At 59.5% G+C, this 19,894-nt stretch carries 17 protein-coding genes; 9 read left to right on the forward strand and 8 right to left on the reverse strand.

Going from position 1 to position 19,894, the window contains the following annotated elements; translation table 11 throughout:
- Positions 1 to 4 precede the first annotated feature (4 nt).
- Positions 5 to 883 carry a 4-hydroxy-tetrahydrodipicolinate synthase gene (gene dapA, locus EQV96_RS05830; protein ID WP_095002189.1) on the reverse strand — a complete coding sequence of 293 codons (879 nt, stop codon included), beginning with the start codon at positions 881 to 883 and terminating at the stop codon, positions 5 to 7.
- Between the two features lie 327 nt (positions 884 to 1,210).
- On the opposite strand from dapA, the gene EQV96_RS05835 reads away from it, so the two are divergent.
- On the forward strand, positions 1,211 to 1,771 hold the full coding sequence (locus EQV96_RS05835; RefSeq protein ID WP_016780071.1) for a glycine cleavage system protein R: 561 nt from the start codon (positions 1,211 to 1,213) through the stop codon (positions 1,769 to 1,771).
- Between the two features lie 13 nt (positions 1,772 to 1,784).
- Entirely contained in the window at positions 1,785 to 2,258 is a 474-nt protein-coding gene (locus tag EQV96_RS05840) for a peroxiredoxin (protein WP_095002190.1), read from the forward strand.
- A 109-nt stretch (positions 2,259 to 2,367) separates the two neighbouring features.
- Here EQV96_RS05840 and queF read toward each other — a convergent pair whose 3' ends face one another.
- Both queF and EQV96_RS05850 read right to left on the reverse strand, forming a co-directional pair.
- The gene (gene queF, locus EQV96_RS05845; RefSeq protein ID WP_240881554.1) at positions 2,368 to 3,198 is read right to left on the reverse strand and encodes an NADPH-dependent 7-cyano-7-deazaguanine reductase QueF; all 831 of its coding nucleotides are present in this window, start codon (positions 3,196 to 3,198) and stop codon (positions 2,368 to 2,370) included.
- Between the two features lie 81 nt (positions 3,199 to 3,279).
- Complete coding sequence (locus EQV96_RS05850) at positions 3,280 to 3,816, reverse strand: cupredoxin family protein (protein ID WP_095019362.1); 537 nt, start codon at positions 3,814 to 3,816, stop codon at positions 3,280 to 3,282.
- 155 nt (positions 3,817 to 3,971) lie between these two features.
- On the opposite strand from EQV96_RS05850, the gene EQV96_RS05855 reads away from it, so the two are divergent.
- Together EQV96_RS05855 and EQV96_RS05860 are read left to right on the forward strand one after the other, a co-directional pair.
- On the forward strand, positions 3,972 to 4,652 hold the full coding sequence (locus EQV96_RS05855; protein WP_095002193.1) for a heavy metal response regulator transcription factor: 681 nt from the start codon (positions 3,972 to 3,974) through the stop codon (positions 4,650 to 4,652).
- Complete coding sequence (locus tag EQV96_RS05860) at positions 4,652 to 6,043, forward strand: heavy metal sensor histidine kinase (RefSeq protein ID WP_276616749.1); 1,392 nt, start codon at positions 4,652 to 4,654, stop codon at positions 6,041 to 6,043. Before EQV96_RS05855 ends, EQV96_RS05860 begins: the two co-directional genes overlap by 1 nt.
- A gap of 88 nt (positions 6,044 to 6,131) precedes the next feature.
- Here the strand turns inward: EQV96_RS05860 and EQV96_RS05865 are convergent, their stop codons facing one another.
- From EQV96_RS05865 to EQV96_RS05875, 3 genes are all read right to left on the reverse strand, one after another.
- Positions 6,132 to 7,376 (reverse strand): lipoprotein-releasing ABC transporter permease subunit, encoded by a 1,245-nt coding sequence (locus tag EQV96_RS05865; RefSeq protein ID WP_095032163.1) that lies wholly within the window; start codon positions 7,374 to 7,376, stop codon positions 6,132 to 6,134.
- A 63-nt stretch (positions 7,377 to 7,439) separates the two neighbouring features.
- Positions 7,440 to 8,123 carry a lipoprotein-releasing ABC transporter ATP-binding protein LolD gene (gene lolD, locus EQV96_RS05870; protein ID WP_165446489.1) on the reverse strand — a complete coding sequence of 228 codons (684 nt, stop codon included), beginning with the start codon at positions 8,121 to 8,123 and terminating at the stop codon, positions 7,440 to 7,442.
- A 7-nt stretch (positions 8,124 to 8,130) separates the two neighbouring features.
- Positions 8,131 to 9,381: a lipoprotein-releasing ABC transporter permease subunit gene (locus EQV96_RS05875; RefSeq protein ID WP_095002197.1), complete on the reverse strand. Its 1,251-nt coding sequence runs from the start codon at positions 9,379 to 9,381 to the stop codon at positions 8,131 to 8,133.
- 94 nt (positions 9,382 to 9,475) lie between these two features.
- On the opposite strand from EQV96_RS05875, the gene EQV96_RS05880 reads away from it, so the two are divergent.
- Together EQV96_RS05880 and EQV96_RS05885 are read left to right on the forward strand one after the other, a co-directional pair.
- Entirely contained in the window at positions 9,476 to 10,060 is a 585-nt protein-coding gene (locus EQV96_RS05880; protein ID WP_095026089.1) for a PilZ domain-containing protein, read from the forward strand.
- Positions 10,061 to 10,096: 36 nt separating this feature from the next.
- Positions 10,097 to 10,819 (forward strand): glycerophosphodiester phosphodiesterase family protein, encoded by a 723-nt coding sequence (locus EQV96_RS05885; RefSeq protein WP_095002199.1) that lies wholly within the window; start codon positions 10,097 to 10,099, stop codon positions 10,817 to 10,819.
- Between the two features lie 42 nt (positions 10,820 to 10,861).
- On the opposite strand, the gene sthA is transcribed toward EQV96_RS05885, so the two are convergent.
- On the reverse strand, positions 10,862 to 12,256 hold the full coding sequence (sthA, locus tag EQV96_RS05890; protein WP_095002200.1) for a Si-specific NAD(P)(+) transhydrogenase: 1,395 nt from the start codon (positions 12,254 to 12,256) through the stop codon (positions 10,862 to 10,864).
- A gap of 258 nt (positions 12,257 to 12,514) precedes the next feature.
- Here sthA and EQV96_RS05895 point away from each other — a divergent pair, with 258 nt between their 5' ends.
- Positions 12,515 to 13,078, forward strand: a complete 564-nt coding sequence (locus EQV96_RS05895) for a chalcone isomerase family protein (RefSeq protein WP_095020289.1) — start codon at positions 12,515 to 12,517, stop codon at positions 13,076 to 13,078.
- Positions 13,079 to 13,233: 155 nt separating this feature from the next.
- Positions 13,234 to 14,532 (forward strand): MFS transporter, encoded by a 1,299-nt coding sequence (locus tag EQV96_RS05900; RefSeq protein WP_095002202.1) that lies wholly within the window; start codon positions 13,234 to 13,236, stop codon positions 14,530 to 14,532.
- Between the two features lie 152 nt (positions 14,533 to 14,684).
- Here the strand turns inward: EQV96_RS05900 and EQV96_RS05905 are convergent, their stop codons facing one another.
- Positions 14,685 to 16,148, reverse strand: a complete 1,464-nt coding sequence (locus EQV96_RS05905) for a glyceraldehyde-3-phosphate dehydrogenase (protein ID WP_083369829.1) — start codon at positions 16,146 to 16,148, stop codon at positions 14,685 to 14,687.
- A gap of 285 nt (positions 16,149 to 16,433) precedes the next feature.
- Here EQV96_RS05905 and mfd point away from each other — a divergent pair, with 285 nt between their 5' ends.
- A complete protein-coding gene (gene mfd, locus EQV96_RS05910; protein ID WP_095019366.1) occupies positions 16,434 to 19,883 on the forward strand; it encodes a transcription-repair coupling factor in 3,450 nt (1,149 codons plus the stop codon).
- Positions 19,884 to 19,894: the final 11 nt, after the last annotated feature.

The raw sequence follows: 19,894 nt of genomic DNA on the forward strand, positions 1-19,894 counted from the left end.
TCAATTAAACCAAGACACCGGACTGGCGCATTGCCTGACGCAGTGGTTCGTGGCAAGGCTCGCTGAGCCAGGTGAGTGGCAGACGGATACCGTCCGACATCATGCCCATCTCATGCAGCGCCCATTTCACGGGGATAGGGTTGGATTCGATAAACAGGGTTTTATTGAGCGGCATCAGCTTTTCGTGCAGCGCACGGGCAGTGTCGGCATCGCCACGCATCGCAGCAGCGCACAGGTCGCTCATGTCACGCGGAGCAACGTTGGCGGTTACCGAGATATTGCCCTTGCCGCCGAGCAGGATCAGCTCGACTGCGGTGGCGTCGTCGCCGGAGTACACCAGGAAGTCGCTGCTCACCCCTGCCAGAATGGCCGGTACGCGCGTCAGGTCGCCGGTGGCTTCCTTGATGCCGATGATGTTCGGCACGGTGGAAAGACGAATGACGGTAGCCGGCAGCATGTCGCAGGCGGTACGGCCCGGAACGTTGTACAGGATCTGCGGGATATCGACCGCTTCGGCGATCGCCTTGAAGTGCTGGTACAGGCCTTCCTGGGTCGGCTTGTTGTAATACGGTGTCACCAGCAGACATGCATCGGCGCCAGCGGCCTTTGCATTGGTGGTGAGTTCGATCGCTTCACGCGTCGAGTTGGCGCCCGTGCCGGCAATCACCGGAATGCGCCCTGCAACCTGCTTGACGACATGACGAATCACTTCAATGTGTTCGTTCACATCCAGAGTTGCCGATTCACCTGTAGTGCCAACGGCAACAATGGCGTTGGTGCCCTCTTGCAGGTGAAAGTCCACCAGTTTGCTAAGAGCGTCCCAATCAAGACGACCTTGTGCATCCATAGGTGTGACCAGTGCCACCATACTGCCCGCAATCATGCAACCGCTCCTGCCGGAAAAAGAGAGCCGTAATGGTACTGGCGCCATGACCCTTGCACAAGCAACAGCGCGCCCGATGAGCATTCCCCTTCGCGTTGCTTTTCGCTACCCTTCAGCCTTTGATTGGTACTGATGTGTACGCAAGTCTGTTTCACAGGCCCTCAGCAAGCGCCAAAAGCCCCGCCCAAACGCCACCGAGCACGTTTTGCAGAGCCTGCAAACCGCCTGGAACGCAGTATTGACGGGCTTCTGACGCTCAAGTGTTACCTGATACTCAACTTGCCTGCCATCGACCGTACTGACCGCTCATCGTTTTAGGAAGGTTGAATGTCCACCCCCACAGTTCGCGAACAATTCCTTGTCATCAGTGCCCTTGGCGCCAACCCAATGGAGCTGACTAACGTGCTGTGCCGCGCCAGCCATGAAAATCGCTGCGCTGTCGTGACCTCGCGCCTGACTCGCCACGGCGAATGCAGTGCCCTGGTCCTGGAAGTTACCGGTAGCTGGGACGCCCTGGCACGCCTTGAAGCTGGCTTGCCTGCGCTGGCCAAAAAGCACGCGTTCAGCGTCAATGTAGTACGCAGTGCGGCCCTTGAAACCCGCCCGCAGGCGCTGCCGTACGTGGCCTATGTCAGCTCGGCCTACCGCTCGGACATCATCAACGAGCTGTGCCAGTTCTTCATGGACCACAACGTCGAGCTGGAAAACCTGACGTGCGATACCTACCAGGCGCCACAAACCGGCGGCACCATGCTCAACGCCACCTTCACCGTGACCTTGCCGGCCGGCGTGCAAATCAGCTGGCTGCGTGATCAGTTCCTCGACTTCGCCGACGCGCTGAACCTGGACGCACTGATCGAACCTTGGCGCCCACAGAACCCGATGTAAGGAAACCGACTCAATGGCTGTTGCAATTGACCAACCCGTAGACGATTTCCAGATCCCGGCGACGAGTGAAAAAACCGTCAGCCTGTCGCAGCTCAAGGGCAAGCAGGTAGTGATCTACTTCTATCCCAAGGACAGCACGCCGGGCTGCACCACTGAGGGCCAGGGTTTTCGCGACCATTACGCCGAGTTCCAGGCGGCCAATACCGAAGTGTTTGGTGTGTCCCGCGACAGCCTCAAGTCCCATGAGAACTTCAAGGCCAAGCAGGGTTTTCCGTTTGAGTTGCTGAGCGACAAGGACGAAGCCCTGTGCCAGCTGTTTGACGTGATCAAGCTGAAAAAACTGTACGGCAAGGAGTACCTCGGCGTGGACCGCAGCACCTTCCTGATCGACAAGGATGGCGTGTTGCGTCACCAATGGCGCGGCGTGAAAGTGCCGGGGCATGTCGAGGCGGTACTTGAGCAGGCCAAGGCGTTGAATAACGGCTAAGCAAAACTCTGTGGGAGCGGGCTTGCTCGCGATTCAGGCGACGCGGTTTGTCAGGCAAACCGCATAGACCTATCGCGAGCAAGCCCGCTCCCACATGAGTCACAGCGTATTACTGACGCACCAACCGCACATTCTGGAACTCGACCGCTTCGGTGCTGCGGTACGGGTTGATATCCAGCCCACCACGGCGCACATAGCGCGCATACACGGTCAACTTCTCGGGCTTGAGCAAACGCTGCAGGTCGAGAAAGATCCGCTCCACACACTGCTCATGAAAGTCCGAATGCTGGCGAAAGCTCACCAGGTACGCCAGCAAACTGGCGTGATCCAGCGCCGCCCCACGGTACTCGACCACCACCGTGCCCCAGTCCGGCTGACTGGTGACCGGGCAGTTGGATTTGAGCAAGTGGCTGTAGACGCTTTCTTCAACCACCTGGGAATCGTCGCACTTGAGCAATTCAGGACGCGGCTGCGCGTAATCACTGACCGTGATATCCAGGTCATCAATGCACACACCCGGCAATACGGCTACGCCATCAGCCTGAACTTCATCCAGACTGCGTACGCGCACGCTGACAGGCTTGCCGGATGCGGCCGACAAATCTGCACGCAATGTAGCCTCAAGGCTCGGGGTATCGGCAAATACCGTCTGGTTCAGCGAGTTGAGATACAGCTTGAACGACTTGGACTCGACGATATTCGGCGAATCGGCGGCAAAGCAAAACTCGCCAATGGCCACCACCGGTTTGCCCGATGGCAACAACCAGGACAGCTCGAAGCAGGTCCAGAAATCCACGCCGACATAAGGCAGCGTTTCGGCGCTCAGCCTCAGCTCGGCCCATTTCGCCGCGCGCGGGATCGGGAACAGCAAGGACGGGGTATAAGTGCTGATGTATTCACTGGACTTGCCCAGCGGGGAATGTTCGGCGGCGGGATGCATGACAAAAACCTGGCTAGAAAAACCCGGTAATTCTATCGGGTTTAAGCCAGGCTTTCAGCGTTCACCGACAATCAGGACGTTTTAAGGCGCAACTTTCACCTTGCCGACCATGCCAGCCTGATAGTGACCCGGCACATTACAGGCAAATTCCAGGTTGTCGGCGCGGGTGAAGGTCCAGGTCAACTCCGCGGTTTTACCCGGCTCGACCAGCACGCTGTTGGGGTCATCGTGCTTCATGCCCGGCATATTCATGGCGCCGTGGCCCATTGCCGAGTGATCCATGCCGTCATGCCCCATACCGGTCGGGGTAAGCATGCCGCTTTGCTGCATTTCGAGCATTTCTTTCTGATGTGCCGCGTGCATCGCGGCATTGCCCAGGTTGAACTCGTGCAATAACTGCCCTTTGTTGACCAGGACAAAACGCACCGTTTCACCGGCTTTCACATCCAGCGACTTTGGCGTGAAGGCAATATCAGTCATGTCGATTTCAACCGTGCGCGTGGCGCTGGCGGCAGGTGCGGGCTGACCAAAATCAAAATGCCCGGCAGGCGATGCCATTACCGGCAGGCTCAAGGCCAAAAAACAGCCAGCAAGCGACAAACGGATACGTGCGGTCATACTTACTCCCAGAAACAAAAATGTCAGGCTTGGCGCTACTTTAAAGTCTCGGCACTGGCATTCAACTGACTGCAAGATTACAACTTTGTCAGCTTGACCCTGCATAACCTGCACCAAGGTATAAGGCTGAGGTTAATTTTTATGATGAGTCGACCATGAAACTGCTGATAGTCGAAGACCAGGTCAAAACCGGACAGTACTTGCGCCAGGGCCTGAGCGAGGCCGGGTTCACCACCGAACTGGCGGCCGACGGTATTACCGGGCAACACCTGGCCCTGACCGGGGATTACTCGCTGCTGATTCTCGACGTCATGCTGCCCGGCCGTGATGGCTGGCAAATCCTGCAAGCGGTGCGTAGCGCCGGACTGAGCATGCCGGTGCTGTTTTTGACCGCACGGGATGCGGTCGCTGACCGCGTCCACGGCCTGGAACTGGGGGCCGATGATTATCTGGTCAAGCCGTTCGCCTTTTCCGAGCTGCTGGCACGGGTTCGCAGCCTGTTGCGCCGCGGCAGCAACACTCCCCAGGAGACCAGCCTGCAACTGGCCGACTTGCGCCTGGATCTGATCCGCCGCCGTGTTGAGCGCAACGGCCAGCGCATCGACCTTACCGCCAAGGAATTCGCCCTGCTGGAGCTGCTGCTACGCCGTCAGGGAGAAGTGCTGCCCAAGTCCTTGATTGCTTCACAGGTATGGGACATGAACTTTGACAGCGACACCAACGTCATCGAAGTGGCGATTCGCCGCCTGCGCCTGAAAATCGACGACAACCATGAGCAGAAGCTGATCCACACCGTGCGCGGCATGGGTTATGTGCTTGAAGAGCGCAGCAGTTGATGCGCCGCCTGTCGTTGAGCAGCCGCCTGGCGCTGCTGTTTGCCGGTTGTACCGCCGTGGTATCGCTGTTTGCCGGGGTGCTGTTCGGGCGCGCCAGCGAGGTGCATTTTGTCGAGCTCGACCAGCAACTGATGGAAAGTCGCCTCGCCGTACTACGCAGTACACTGCAAGGGGCTGACACCCTTGAACACTTCACCCTGCGCCTGCCCGCCCTGATGCAGGATCTGGCCCACCAGCCGGACCTGGCGATACGGGTGCGCGGCCCGGACGGGCATCTATGGTTTGACAGCTCATCGCGCCTGCCACTGGCGCTTGAGACCCGCCCGGGCTTGGGCAGCCTGCAAATAAACGGCACCGATTACCGTGTTCTGGTACCGCAGACCGACAGCCCCGATGCGCCGCATCTGACCCTGTTGCTGGATATCACCCACCACCAGCACTTCCTGCAGCGCATGCAGAGGTTGATCTGGATGACTGTAGGCCTGTCGGCACTGGCCACGGCGATTCTCGGTGCGTGGGCAGCCCGCAGCGGCTTGCGCCCTCTGCGCCGCATGAGCGCGATCGCAGCCAGCGTTTCGGCCGACTCGCTTAACGCCCGCCTGCCCCAGGAACAAATGCCCGCTGAACTGGCAGAGCTGGCCACGGCTTTTAACGCCATGCTTGCGCGACTGGACGATTCATTCCAGCGATTGTCGGCATTCTCCGCCGACATCGCACATGAACTGCGTACGCCATTGTCCAACCTGCTGACCCACACCCAGGTCACCCTGACCCGCCCCCGGGGCATTGAAGAATACCGCGAGGCACTGCATAGCAACCTTGAAGAGCTGCAATGGATGGCGCAACTGGTCAACGACATGCTGTATCTGGCCAAGGCCGATCACGGCTTGCTTACGCCTCGGCGCGAAGCCCTGGATCTGGGTCAGGAAGTGGAGGCATTACTGGAGTTTTATGCGCTGCTGGCCGAAGACTCGCACATTGAACTGACCCGCGAAGGCAATGCACTTCTTGCAGGCGACCGCAGCATGCTGCGCCGCGCCCTTTCCAACCTGCTGGATAACGCCTTGCGCTATACGCCGGCGGGTGGCGCGATCAAAGTGCTGATTGAGGCTTTGCCGGGCACTGCGCGCATCAGCATCGAGAACACGGGCACGGGAATCCCTGCAGAACTGCTGCCACGCCTGTTTGACCGGTTTTACCGGGCAGATCCGGCACGCCGTGAAGGCAGCAGTGAGCATGCGGGGCTGGGGCTGGCGATCACCCAGTCGATCATTCGTGCCCATGGCGGGCAGATCTGCTGTGAGTCGAAAGAGGGGGTAACGCGGTTTGTCGTGGAGCTGCCAGCAAAGCTGCCCTCACCCCAGCCCTCTCCCGGAGGGAGAGGGAGCTGATTTGTGGCGCTGCGCAGAACTGCTTTTGCCTTTAGTCCCCTCTCCCTCCGGGAGAGGGTTAGGGTGAGGGGCTTTTGCTCTTCAACTTTCAGGAATACCGCAACGCATGGGCCGGTTGAATCTTCGCTGCCCGATACGCCGGATACAGCGTAGCCAGAAAGCTCAGTACAAAGCCCGCACCGCAGATCAGCGCCACATCGCCGCCCTGCAGCTCGGATGGCAGGTTGCTGACAAAATACACGTCGGAACTGAAGATATGCTGCCCGGTCACCCGCTCCATCCAGCCCACCAGTTCACTGACATTCAACGCCGCAATCACCCCCAGCACGCCACCGATCAAGGTGCCGACAATACCGATCACCGTGCCCTGCACCATAAAGATGGCCATGATCTGCCGCGGTGTCGCACCGATGGTGCGCAAGATCGCGATGTCGGCGCCCTTGTCGTTCACCACCATGATCAGCGTGGCGATGATATTGAACGCTGCCACGGCCACGATCATCAGCAACAACAGACCGATCATGGTTTTTTCCATTTTCATGGCGCTGAACAGACTGCCCTGGGTGTGAGTCCAGTCGTCAGCCTTGTAACCATCCCCCAGGCCGGCCGCCACTTGCTGTGAAACCTGCGGTGCCGCGTACAGATCCTTGACCGCCAGGCGCACGCTTTGCACCTGGTTCGGCTCCCAGTGTTGAATGGCTGCAGCATCGGCCATATGGATCAGGCCCATGGTGCCATCCAGTTCAGCACCAACCTTGAAGATACCCACCACATTCAACCGCTGCAGGCGCGGAGTAATGCCACCAGGCGCGGTGCTGGCCTCGGGGACGATCAGGGTGATCTTGTCACCCACGCCCAGACGGAAGCGCCGCGCAACAATATCGCCCAGCACCACACCGTATTCGTCGGCTTTCAAGTCCTGGAGGCTGCCCTGCACGATGTGCTGGGTCACGATCGAGACCTTGCCTTCCTGCTCCGGATCGATGCCGCTGATCTGGATCGGCTGCATCGAGCCTTTATAGGACAGCATGCCGTCCAGCTCGGTAAACGGCACGGCTGCCGTGACCTCGGGGTTTTTCATCGCCGCGTCAGCCACCGGGCGCCAGTCATCGATGGGCTTGACGCCCACGATGGTCGCGTGGGGCACCATGCCGAGGATGCGGTTACTCATTTCACGCTGGAAGCCGTTCATCACCGACAACACCACGATCATCGCCAGCACGCCGAGGGCGAGGCCGATCATCGAGGTCATGGAGATAAACGAAACAAAACGATTGCGGCGCTTGGCGCGGGTATAGCGCGTGCCGATAAAAATCGATAACGGTCTGAACATTCGCGGGCACCGTATAAAAATTGAAGACCTGACGCCCGCTTGCAGGCGTCAGATGCTGGCCAGTCAGATCGTGGTCAGGCGACCTTCCTGAAGGTGCAACACGCGATCCATCTGGCGGGCCAGGTTCATGTCGTGGGTTACCACCAGGAACGCAGTGCGCATTGACGTGCTGAGTTCCAGCATCAGGTCCTGAATGCCCTGGGCCGTGTGCGAGTCGAGGTTGCCGGTGGGCTCATCGAGCATCACCAGCCCCGGCTTGTTGACCAGCGCCCGGGCAATCGCCACACGCTGGCGCTCGCCGCCCGACAGTTCGGCCGGCTTGTGCTCCAGGCGATGACCCAGGCCCACCCGGGTCAGCAGCGCCGTGGCCCGCTCACGCGCCTCGGGGATCGCCGTCTTGCCGATCAACAGCGGCATGCAGACGTTTTCCAGGGCGGTGAACTCGGGCAACAAGTGGTGAAATTGATACACGAAACCCAGCGAGCGGTTGCGCAACAGGCCACGGGCCTTTTCGCCCAGGGCCGATAGCTCTTCACCCGCCAGCCAGACACTGCCACTGGTCGGGGTATCAAGCCCGCCGAGCAGGTTGAGCAAGGTACTTTTACCCGAACCCGAAGTCCCGACGATCGCCACCCGCTCACCAGGGTGCAACTCTAGCTGCAGCCCCGACAGCACCACCACGGATTCCGGGCCTTCCTCGTAGGACTTGCCCAGGTCGCGGCAACTCAACACTGCTTGTTCTTTCATGCCCAACTCACTCATAACGAAGCGCCTGCGCAGGCTGGGTGCGCGCAGCACGCCAGGCCGGGTACAAGGTCGCGAGGAAACTCAGAACCAATGCCGCACCGCACACCATCAACACGTCCTGTGCCTGCAACTGCGAGGGCAGGTAGTCGATGAAATACACGTCGGCATTGAGAAACTTGTGCCCGATCAGGCCTTCAAGGGCCGAGATCGCAGCGCTGACATTGAGCGCAGCAAGCATCCCGACCACCGCGCCGATGGCCGTCCCGACCACACCGATAACGGTGCCCTGCACCATAAAGGTGGCCATGATGGTGCCCGGCGTCGCCCCCAGGGTACGCAGGATGGCGATGTCGCCTTTCTTGTCATTGACCACCATCACCAGCGTGGAAATGATGTTGAACGCGGCCACGGCCACAATCAGCAGCAACAGCAGGCCAATCATGGCTTTTTCCATGCGGATGGCCTGGTACAGGTTGCCGTGGGTACGGGTCCAGTCACGGGCGTAATACTGGCTCTCGCCCAGCTGCTGGGCGATTTCCCAGGCAGTGCGCGGCGCTTCGAACAGGTCATCGAACTTCAGCCGCAGGCCCTGTACCTGGTCAGGTTTCCAGCGCTGCAAACGCGCCAGGTCCTGCAGGTTGGTGATGCCCAGGTAGCCGTCGATCTCACCGGCACCGACATGAAAAATGCCCTGCACGGTAAAACGCTTCATGCGCGGGAACATGCCGGCCGGTGTCACCGTGACTTCCGGCGCAACGAAGGTCAGCTTGTCGCCGACGCTCACACCCAGCTTTTTCGCGGCCTTGTCGCCAATGATGATGCCGAAGCTGCCCGGGGTCAGCGAGTCGAGCTGGCCCTGCTGCATAAACCGGTCAATGATCGAGACATTGCGTTCCTGCGCCGGGTCAATGGCATTGAGCAGGACTTTCTGCACGTTGCCATCATTGGTCAGCAAGCCCTGCATCTGGGTAAACGGCGCAACCGCCTCCACCTTGGGGTTCTGCTTGACCTTGGCCGCCAGGCTTTGCCAGTCACTGATCGGCTGGTCGCCGACGATGGTCGCGTGGGGCACCATGCCCAGCACGCGGGTGCGCATCTCATGATCGAAGCCGTTCATCACCGATAACACGACAATCATCACGACCACGCCAAGGGCGAGCCCGATCATCGAGGTCAGGGAAATAAACGACACAAAATGATTGCGACGCTTTGCACGGGTATAACGCGTGCCGATAAATAAAGAGAGAGGTCTGAACATGTCGGGGCTTGTTCGAGGGAAAAGAAGACGTCCTTGTGGCGGGGCCTGATAAGCAGCTTTACACTCAGACCACAGCCGCCATCATGGGTTCGCCATGTCGACATTAGATGAAGCAGATCGCCGCGAATACTACCGTATCGAGGATATGATCGCACTGGAAATAACCCCGCTGTCGGCCCTCGAAGCCGCGAGCAGTGAAGTGTTGCAGGATGAGTCACCGCTGTTCAATTTGCTCAGCGAATTGCACCTGAGCGAATTCGAGTCCCAGCACTTGCTGCGCCAGATCAGCGAACGCGACCGCACCCTTTCCAGCTACCTTAAAACCCTGAACAAACGTGTCGAACTGCTGAGCCAGATCGTTGCGCAAACGGTGCTGGGTCAGATCGGTGAGTTACAGCCGGTGCAGCTGTCCGAGGGCGGTATCGAATTTCAGCACCCGCACCCCTGCCTGCCTGACAGCCATCTTGCAATCAAGCTGGTATTGATGCCCCAGGCGCTGGGCTTGTTGTTACGCGCCCGCGTCATCGATTGCCAGGCACAGAATGCCGGTTACCGCGTCAACACCGAATTTGAATCCCTGACCGATACACAGCGCCAGTTGCTGGCGCGCTACATTTTGCAAAAACAGGCACAGGCGCGCCGCCTGGCCCGCGAACAACAAACATCCGCGCCCGAGTAAGCACCGGGCCGTGATCACTCTGTACAAGGAGCAAATGTGACCCTGATTTATGGCCATCGCGGCGCCAAAGGCGAAGCACCGGAAAACACCCTTGCCAGCTTTGAGCAATGCCTCAAGCATGGCGTACGGCGCTGTGAGCTCGACCTGCACCTGTCGAAGGACGGTGAGCTGATGGTCATCCACGACCCGACCCTCAAGCGCACCACGGACCGGCGCGGCAAGGTTATCGAGCACACGGCTGCCGACCTGGTGACCTATGACGCGCGCAAGGGTGGCCCGGGCTGGATGCAGCCGTGCCCGATCCCGCGCCTTGAGGAGCTGTTTGAAAAGTGCGACTTCGAGCACTGGCAGCTGGAGGTCAAGAGCGCCTCGCGCACCCGCGCAGCAACCACCGTGCTGGCAATCCGCGAAATGGCGGTACGTCACGGGCTGATGGACAAGGTCACGGTCACGTCAAGCTCGCGTGAGGTGCTCAAGGCTGCGCTGGAGTTGACGCCAGACCTGTCCCGCGGCCTGGTGGCCGAATACGCCTGGCTCGACCCGATCAAGGTCGCCCAGAGTTATGGCTGCGAGATGCTGGCATTGAACTGGACACTGTGCACGCCTGAACGCCTGGAGAAGGCCCAGCGTCAGGGTTTGCATGTGTCGGTATGGACAGTCAACGAACCTGCGCTGATGCGCAGGCTCGCCGACTTCGGCGTAGATAGCCTGATTACAGACTTTCCCGGTTTGGCCACTGCCACCCTCGGGAATAGCTGAAATCGGTCTCCCCGGCCGGCTCAGGCCACCGGCCGGAGCCGCTCAAAAAAGCCGGTTGAGGCCATCGTAGGCGGCTACCCGATAGGCTTCGGCCATGGTCGGGTAGTTGAACGTGGTGTTGACGAAGTACTTCAGGGTATTGAGCTCGCCCGGCTGGTTCATGATCGCCTGGCCGATGTGCACGATCTCTGATGCCTGATAACCGAAGCAGTGAACGCCCAGCACTTCAAGGGTTTCACGGTGGAACAGGATTTTCAGCATGCCCTGGGGCTCGCCGGCAATCTGTGCACGCGCCATGCTCTTGAAAAACGCCTTGCCCACTTCGTACGGCACCTTGGCCTGGGTCAGCTCCTGCTCGTTCTTGCCGATCGAGCTGATCTCCGGAATGGTGTAGATGCCGGTCGGCACGTCATTGACGAAGCGCCAGCTGCCGTTATCAACGATGCTGCCCGCTGCCGAACGCCCCTGGTCGTGGGCGGCACTGGCCAGGCTTGGCCAGCCGATTACATCACCTGCGGCAAAAATGTTCGGCACGGTGGTGCGGTAGTTTTCATCAACCGTGATCTGGCCACGGCCATTGGCCTTGATGCCGATGTTTTCCAGACCCAGCAGATCGGTGTTGCCGGTACGGCCATTGCACCAGAGCAAGGCGTCGGCCTTGATCTTCTTGCCGGACTTGAGATGCAGGATCACGCCGTTTTCGACGCCTTCTACCCGCTCGTACTCTTCGTTGTGGCGTACGGTGATGTTGTTGTTGCTGAAGTGGTAGCTCAGCGCTTGCGAGATCTCGGAATCGAGGAAGCTCAACAGTTGCTCGCGGTTATCCACCAGCTCAATCAACACCCCCAGACCACTGAAGATCGACGCGTATTCGCAGCCGATCACGCCTGCCCCGTAAACAATCAGCTTACGCGGGGTGTGGCCCAGACTGAGGATGGTGTCGCTATCGTAGATACGCGAGTGAGTGAAATCGATATCAGCCGGGCGATACGGGCGCGAGCCGGTGGCGATAATGATTTGCTTGGCCATCAGGGTTTCGACAACGCCGTTGGTGCACACCACTTCGATGGTTTGCTCGTCGGTGAAGCTGCCGGTGCCGAAGAACAGGTCGACGCGATTACGTGCGTAGTAACCGGTGCGCGAAGCCACTTGCTTGGAAATAACCTTCTCGGCACTTTTCAGTACGTCCGGGAACGAGAACCAGCGCGGCTCACCAATGGCCCGAAACATCGGATTGGTGTTGAACTGCATGATCTGGCGAACCGAGTGACGCAAGGCTTTGGACGGGATCGTGCCCAAGTGCGTGCAGTTGCCGCCAACCTGACGCCGGCTATCCACCATTGCCACCTTGCGCCCTGCTTTTGCGGCGTTCATTGCCGCACCTTCTCCTGCCGGGCCGGAACCCAGTACCACTACGTCGTAGTTGTAGACAGCCATGCGTACTCCTCAGAACAGGCCGTGGCACCGCTTTGGGCACCTACGGCTAAATCATGTCGCGGCCAGCGCCATGAAGGATCAAAACGTGGGGCACAGTCTATAGAAGCCTGAACGCCGCGAACATTAACCCTTGGTCTGGTCGTTGGCTATTTTTGTGTTCACTACATCTCATCGCGCGCGAGAGCCTGCCTAGCAGCTGCCGCACACTTAGCAAAACTGGCATAACCTCTAACAACCCATCGATCAGAGCCATCCACCATGCGCCAGTTGTTGATCGTATTGTTGCTGCTTTACTCCACCACCAGCCTGGCCGATGAGTCCGCTCGGCTAAAAGAAGCCAACTTTCCCGCCCAATGGCGCGATGGCACGCAACTCATGGAACGAAAAGGCCAGATCGTGCTGACCTACCTCTGGGCCGATATCTATGCCGCAGCCCTTTTCACCCAGCCAGGCATCCAACCGCAACAGGCCTTTGACGAACAGCGCGAGCTGCGCCTTGAGCTGTTCTATCTGCGCGATCTGGAGCACAGCGATATCACCCGGGCCTCGGCCACCATCCTCAAGCGCCAGCAACCGGCAGCCACCCTGGCTCGCCTCGACGCCCCGCTAAAACAACTTCAGACCAGTTTTGGCGATATCAAACGCGGCGATCGCTACGCCCTGGACTACAACCCGCAACGCGGGCTGAAGCTGGAGCGCAATGGTCAGGTCATTTTCACCAGCCAGAATCATCAACTGGCCAAAATCTACCTGGGCATCTGGCTCGCACCCGAAGGTCTGCCCGACCCACTGCGCCTGAGCCTGCTTGCGCAAAGGCCCTAGCCCGGCCGTGTAGCGCCAACAAATGTTGCCTACACACTTTGTTACACATATGGTTACAAAACTGTTTTGCGCAATGGCGCAGGTCATTGCCTGGCAGTGTGGACGAGTAAAAACACGGATAACGCATAAAAACAGATAAGAGCGGGTGATTTCTGATGGCCTCCAGTACGGGCAAAGGCAAGGCGATTTTTCGCGTTGTCAGCGGTAACTTCCTAGAGATGTTCGACTTTATGGTCTTTGGCTTTTACGCCACGGCCATTGCCAAAACCTTCTTCCCAACCGATAGCGCTTTTGCCTCACTGATGCTCGCCCTGGCCACCTTCGGTGCCGGTTTTCTCGCGCGCCCGCTGGGTGCGATTTTTCTCGGTGCCTATATTGACCGCCACGGCCGTCGCAAGGGCCTGATCATTACCCTGGCCCTGATGGCCATGGGTACCGTACTCATCGCCTGCGTGCCGGGCTACGCCACCCTGGGTGTTGCCGCACCCCTGCTGGTGTTGCTCGGGCGCTTGCTGCAAGGTTTTTCGGCAGGCGTGGAACTGGGCGGGGTGTCGGTGTACCTGGCAGAAATCGCCACACCGGGCCGCAAGGGTTTCTTCGTCAGCTGGCAGTCGGCTAGCCAGCAGGCTGCCGTGGTGTTCGCAGGGTTGCTGGGGGTTGGTCTCAACCATTGGCTAAGCCCTGAAGAAATGGGTGAATGGGGCTGGCGGATTCCGTTTCTGCTGGGTTGCATGATCGTGCCGGTGATCTTTGTGATCCGCCGCTCGATGGAAGAAACTCCTGAGTTCGAAGCCCGCAAACATCACCCTACCCTGCGTGAAATCCTTCGCTCAGTCGGTCAGAACTTTGGCTTGGTGCTGGGTGGCATGGCCCTGGTGGTGATGACTACCGTGTCGTTCTATCTGATCACTGCCTATACCCCGACCTTCGGCAAGGCCGAGCTGCATCTGTCGGACTTCGATGCCTTGCTGGTCACAGTGTGCATTGGCCTGTCGAACTTTTTCTGGCTGCCGGTCATGGGCTCGCTGTCGGACAAGATCGGGCGTAAACCGCTGCTGCTGGGTGCGACCATCCTGGCGATCCTGACCGCCTACCCGGCGTTGTCCTGGCTGGTGGCCAACCCGAGCTTCAGTCATCTGCTGATTGTCGAACTGTGGCTGTCGTTCCTGTATGGCTCGTACAACGGCGCGATGGTGGTTGCCCTGACCGAAATCATGCCAGTTGAAGTGCGCACCACCGGTTTCTCCCTGGCCTACAGCCTGGCGACCGCCACTTTTGGTGGCTTTACTCCGGCGGCTTGCACTTACCTGATTCATGCCCTGGACAACAAGGCCGCCCCCGGTCTGTGGCTGACCGGGGCGGCGATACTGGGCCTGATTGCGACCGTGGTGTTGTTCCGTGGCAATCAGCATCAGTTGCGTACGGCGCAATCGGCGGTGGCGGGTAATGCCTGACCCCTGTGGGAGCGGGCTTGCCCGCGATGCCAGCAACGCGGTCTGACTGAACAACCGCGCCGATCCCATCGCGAGCAAGCCCGCTCCCACAGGTTTCCTGCACAAACAAAAACGCCCCGACAAGTCGGGGCGTTTTCAGTTGCGGCGGTTGCTTAGCGCGGGAACGCTGGCGGGTTGACCCCGGCCATGTCTTCCATCACGCGTACTACCTGGCAGCTGTAACCGAATTCGTTGTCGTACCACACGTACAGCACAACGCGGTTGTCATTGCAGATCGTCGCTTCAGCATCCACCACACCGGCGTGACGCGAACCCACGAAGTCAGTGGACACCACTTCCTGGGAGCTGACGAAGTCGATTTGCTTGTGCAGATCGGAGTGCAGAGCCATGTGACGCAGGTACTCGTTCATTTCTTCACGGGTAGCCGGCTTCTCAAGGTTCAGGTTGAGGATGGCCATCGACACGTTCGGCGTCGGCACACGGATCGCGTTACCGGTCAGCTTGCCGGCCAGCTCAGGCAATGCCTTGGCAGCAGCGGTAGCAGCACCGGTCTCGGTGATCACCATGTTCAGCGCAGCGCTACGACCACGGCGGTCGCCCTTGTGGAAGTTGTCGATCAGGTTCTGGTCGTTGGTGTACGAGTGAACCGTTTCAACGTGACCATTGACGATGCCGAACTTGTCGTTGACAGCCTTGAGCACCGGCACGATGGCGTTGGTGGTGCAGGATGCCGCCGAAACGATCTTGTCGTCTGCGGTGATTTCGCCGTGGTTGATGCCGTGAACAATGTTCTTCAGCTTGCCCTTGCCCGGAGCGGTCAGGACCACGCGATCGATACCAGGGCACTGCAAGTGCTGGCCCAGGCCATCGGCATCACGCCATACACCGGTGTTGTCCACCAGCAGGGCGTTCTGGATACCGTACTGGGTGTAGTCCACTTCGGTAGGGTTTTTCGCGTAGATAACCTGAATCAGGTTGCCGTTGGCGGTGATGGTGTTGTTGGCTTCATCGACCACGATGGTGCCATCGAACGGGCCATGCACCGAGTCACGACGCAGCAGGCTGGCACGCTTGACCAGATCGTTGTCGGCGCCTTTGCGCACAACGATGGCACGCAGACGCAGACCGTCGCCACCACCGGTTTTTTCAATCAGGATGCGTGCCAGCAGACGGCCGATACGACCGAAGCCGTACAGCACAACGTCAGTACCTTTACGTGCAGAAGCGTTTTGCTGACCCACAACATCGGCCAGTTCTTCGCGCACAAACTGCTCAGCCGTGCGGCCATTGCCTTCGGCCTTGAACTTCACGGCCAGCTTGCCCAGGTCTACCGAAGCAGCGCCGAGCTTGAGCTCGCTCATTGCCTTGAGCAACGGGAAAGTTTCGTGCACGGACAATTCGATATCATCGGACTGACGATGGCGAGCAAAGCGGTGAGCCTTGAGAATCGCAATGACTGAACGGTTGATCAGGCTGCGGCCATAGATCGAGCTAACCACATTGTTATTGCGGTAAAGCTGACCGATAAGCGGAATCATCGCTTCTGCGAGTGCTTCACGGTCGATCCATTCACCAAGACACTGGTCGGGCTTCTGAGTCACGGGAACCTTCCACATGTAGGGGCTGAAAAAAGGGGCTACATTATGCCGCTGCGCCCATGCAGGGGCAATGCACGCCTGTCATACGCCGTTACTGAAACGATTAAGCATCAACAAATATAGGCGAAAAATTTTATAACAACTGCCATTTCATCAGTCTGCTGCCCTTGCACAGCCCCTTTGGCACCCCCATGTCAGTGTTATGCGCTGATTTGCGCCGCTGTTAAAGGCTGCAACTGACAGCCAGCCCCTTGGCCCGTTACAATCGCCAACTTTGTCGCAACGCTTGGAGCTCAACCTTCCGTGCCCGTCCTGCGTCTACCGAAACTCCCTGCCACGGCAGGTAAACAGCATTGGAGCAATCTGCCCGGTGCCGCCCTGAGCCTCGCGATTGCCGAGGCTGCCAGCGCCGCCAGGCGCTTCACCCTGCTCCTGACCGCTGACAGCCAAAGCGCCGAGCGTCTTGAGCAGGAACTGAGATTCTTTGCCCCTGACTTGCCGGTACTGCATTTTCCCGACTGGGAAACCCTGCCTTACGATCTGTTCTCGCCGCACCAGGACATCATCTCCCAGCGTATCGCCAGCCTGTACCGGCTGCCGGAACTGAGTCATGGTGTTTTGGTAGTGCCGGTGACCACCGCCCTACATCGCCTGGCCCCGACCAAGTTCCTGCTCGGCAGCAGCCTGGTGCTGGACATCGGCCAGAAGCTGGATGTGGAGCAAATGCGTACCCGGCTTGAGGCCAGTGGCTATCGCTGCGTCGATACGGTGTATGAACATGGCGAGTTCGCCGTGCGCGGCGCGTTGATCGACCTGTTCCCGATGGGCAGCAAACTGCCTTACCGGATCGACCTGTTCGACGACGAAATCGAGACCCTGCGCACCTTCGACCCCGAGACCCAGCGCTCGATCGACAAGGTTGAGTCGGTGCGCCTGCTGCCGGCACGTGAGTTCCCGCTGCAAAAAGACGCGGTGACCCGGTTCAAGGCGCGCTTTCGCGAGCGTTTTGATGTCGACTTCCGTCGCTGCCCGATCTTTCAGGACTTGAGCAGCGGCATTACACCCGCGGGTATCGAGTACTACCTGCCGCTGTTTTTCGATGAAACCTCGACCCTGTTCGACTATTTGCCGGCTGACACGCAAGTATTCTCGCTGCCAGGCATCGAGCAGGCCGCCGAGAATTTCTGGTCTGACGTACGCAACCGCTACGAAGAGCGCCGTATCGATCCGTCGCGACCACTGTTACCGCCTGCCGAGCTGTTCCTGCCGGTTGAAGACTGCTTCGCCCGCCTGAAAAACTGGCCGCGGGTGGTCGCCAGCCAGGATGACATCGACACCGGCAGCAGCCGTGAACGCTTCCCGGCGCAACCGCTGCCCAACCTGGCCATCGAAGCCAAGGCCAACCAGCCATTGGCGGCTTTGTCCGGTTTCCTTGAGCAGTTTGATGGCCGCGTGCTGTTTACCGCCGAATCGGCCGGTCGCCGCGAAGTACTGCTCGAACTGCTGGAACGCTTGAAGCTGCGCCCCAAAACAGTCGACAGCTGGCCGGACTTCGTCGCCAGCAAACACCGCCTGGCGATTACTATCGCCCCGCTGGATGAAGGCCTGCTGCTGGAGGATCCAGCGCTGGCGCTGATCGCCGAAAGCCCGTTGTTCGGCCAGCGCGTGATGCAGCGCCGGCGCCGGGAAAAACGCGCCGATGCCAACAACGATGCGGTGATCAAGAACCTCACCGAGTTGCGCGAAGGCGCACCCGTTGTGCATATCGACCACGGCGTAGGTCGCTATCAGGGCCTGGCCACACTTGAAGTCGACAATCAGGTGGCCGAGTTCCTGACCCTGGAATACGCCGAAGGCGCCAAGCTCTATGTGCCGGTGGCCAACCTGCACCTGATCGCCCGCTATACCGGCAGCGATGATGAACTGGCGCCGCTGCACCGCCTGGGCTCGGAAACCTGGCAAAAGGCCAAGCGCAAGGCCGCCGAACAAGTGCGTGACGTGGCTGCCGAGCTGCTCGACATCTACGCTCGTCGTGCAGCCCGCGAAGGTTATGCATTTGCCGATCCGAAAGCGGATTACGCAACGTTCAGTGCCGGCTTCCCGTTTGAAGAAACCCCGGACCAGCAAACCACCATCGAAGCCGTACGCGCCGACATGCTGTCGCCCAAGCCCATGGATCGTCTGGTGTGTGGCGACGTGGGCTTCGGCAAGACCGAAGTGGCCATGCGCGCGGCCTTTATTGCGGTGCATGGCGGCCGTCAGGTGGCCATTTTGGTACCCACCACCCTGCTCGCCCAGCAGCACTACAACAGCTTCCGCGACCGTTTTGCCGACTGGCCGGTAACGGTCGAGGTGATGAGCCGCTTCAAGTCGGCCAAAGAGATCAACCAGGCAGTCGCCGACCTGGCCGAAGGCAAGATCGATATCGTCATCGGCACCCATAAGCTGCTGCAGGACGATGTCAAAATCAAAAACCTGGGCCTGGTGATCATCGACGAAGAACACCGCTTCGGCGTGCGCCAGAAAGAACAGCTCAAGGCCTTGCGCAGTGAAGTCGACATCCTGACCCTCACCGCCACGCCGATCCCGCGTACGCTGAACATGGCCGTGTCAGGCATGCGCGACCTGTCGATCATCGCCACGCCGCCGGCGCGCCGGCTGTCGGTGCGCACCTTCGTCATGGAACAGAACAAAAGCACCGTCAAAGAGGCGTTGCTGCGTGAGTTGCTGCGCGGCGGGCAGGTCTACTACCTGCACAACGACGTTAAAACCATCGAGAAATGTGCGGCCGAACTGGCCGAGCTGGTGCCTGAAGCACGGATCGGCATCGGCCACGGGCAAATGCGCGAACGCGAACTCGAACAGGTGATGAGTGACTTCTATCACAAGCGCTTCAACGTCCTGATCGCCTCGACCATCATCGAGACCGGGATCGACGTGCCGAGCGCCAACACCATCATCATCGAGCGCGCCGACAAGTTCGGCCTGGCACAGTTGCACCAGTTGCGCGGCCGCGTCGGACGCAGTCACCACCAGGCCTATGCCTACCTGCTGACGCCACCGCGCCAGCAGATTACCGGGGACGCGCAAAAACGCCTGGAAGCCATCGCCAACACCCAAGACCTGGGTGCCGGCTTTGTCCTGGCCACCAACGACCTTGAAATCCGTGGCGCGGGCGAGTTACTGGGGGATGGTCAAAGCGGCCAGATTCAGGCGGTTGGTTTTACCCTGTACATGGAAATGCTCGAACGTGCGGTCAAGTCGATCCGCAAGGGCGAGCAACCCAACCTCGACCAGCCGCTGGGCGGCGGCCCGGAAATCAACCTGCGAGTACCTGCGCTGATTCCCGAGTCGTATCTGCCGGATGTGCATGCGCGACTGATCCTCTACAAGCGTATTGCCTCGGCAACCGATGAAGAGGGCCTCAAGGACTTGCAGGTCGAGATGATCGACCGCTTCGGCCTGCTCCCCGAGCCGACCAAGAACCTGGTACGCATCACCCTGCTCAAATTGCAGGCCGAGCAACTAGGCATCAAAAAAGTCGACGCCGGCCCGCAGGGCGGGCGCATCGAGTTTGCCGCCGACACCCCGGTTGACCCGATGGTGCTGATCAAATTGATCCAGGGCCAACCCAACCGCTACAAATTCGAAGGCGCGACCCTGTTCAAATTCATGGTACCCATGGAACGCCCGGAAGAACGCTTCAATACCATTGAAGCGCTGTTCGAGCGCCTGACGCCGAAGTCTTCCTGAATGAAAAACCC

Origin of the sequence: Pseudomonas sp. TMW22080 (genome assembly GCF_022496745.1) — a bacterium.
GTDB lineage: Bacteria > Pseudomonadota > Gammaproteobacteria > Pseudomonadales > Pseudomonadaceae > Aquipseudomonas > Aquipseudomonas bubulae.

What these genes read in the sequence shown, in the direction of transcription:
- lolD (WP_165446489.1), bottom strand. Translation starts at nt 8,123, where the DNA reads ATGAAAGAACAAGCAGTGTTGAGTTGCCGCGACCTGGGCAAGTCCTAC.
- EQV96_RS05900 (WP_095002202.1), top strand. Translation starts at nt 13,234, where the DNA reads ATGGCCTCCAGTACGGGCAAAGGCAAGGCGATTTTTCGCGTTGTCAGC.
- EQV96_RS05860 (WP_276616749.1), top strand. Translation starts at nt 4,652, where the DNA reads ATGCGCCGCCTGTCGTTGAGCAGCCGCCTGGCGCTGCTGTTTGCCGGT.
- EQV96_RS05880 (WP_095026089.1), top strand. Translation starts at nt 9,476, where the DNA reads ATGTCGACATTAGATGAAGCAGATCGCCGCGAATACTACCGTATCGAG.
- EQV96_RS05835 (WP_016780071.1), top strand. Translation starts at nt 1,211, where the DNA reads ATGTCCACCCCCACAGTTCGCGAACAATTCCTTGTCATCAGTGCCCTT.
- queF (WP_240881554.1), bottom strand. Translation starts at nt 3,198, where the DNA reads ATGCATCCCGCCGCCGAACATTCCCCGCTGGGCAAGTCCAGTGAATAC.
- sthA (WP_095002200.1), bottom strand. Translation starts at nt 12,256, where the DNA reads ATGGCTGTCTACAACTACGACGTAGTGGTACTGGGTTCCGGCCCGGCA.
- EQV96_RS05865 (WP_095032163.1), bottom strand. Translation starts at nt 7,376, where the DNA reads ATGTTCAGACCGTTATCGATTTTTATCGGCACGCGCTATACCCGCGCC.
- EQV96_RS05850 (WP_095019362.1), bottom strand. Translation starts at nt 3,816, where the DNA reads ATGACCGCACGTATCCGTTTGTCGCTTGCTGGCTGTTTTTTGGCCTTG.
- EQV96_RS05840 (WP_095002190.1), top strand. Translation starts at nt 1,785, where the DNA reads ATGGCTGTTGCAATTGACCAACCCGTAGACGATTTCCAGATCCCGGCG.
- EQV96_RS05905 (WP_083369829.1), bottom strand. Translation starts at nt 16,148, where the DNA reads ATGTGGAAGGTTCCCGTGACTCAGAAGCCCGACCAGTGTCTTGGTGAA.
- EQV96_RS05855 (WP_095002193.1), top strand. Translation starts at nt 3,972, where the DNA reads ATGAAACTGCTGATAGTCGAAGACCAGGTCAAAACCGGACAGTACTTG.
- EQV96_RS05875 (WP_095002197.1), bottom strand. Translation starts at nt 9,381, where the DNA reads ATGTTCAGACCTCTCTCTTTATTTATCGGCACGCGTTATACCCGTGCA.
- EQV96_RS05895 (WP_095020289.1), top strand. Translation starts at nt 12,515, where the DNA reads ATGCGCCAGTTGTTGATCGTATTGTTGCTGCTTTACTCCACCACCAGC.
- dapA (WP_095002189.1), bottom strand. Translation starts at nt 883, where the DNA reads ATGATTGCGGGCAGTATGGTGGCACTGGTCACACCTATGGATGCACAA.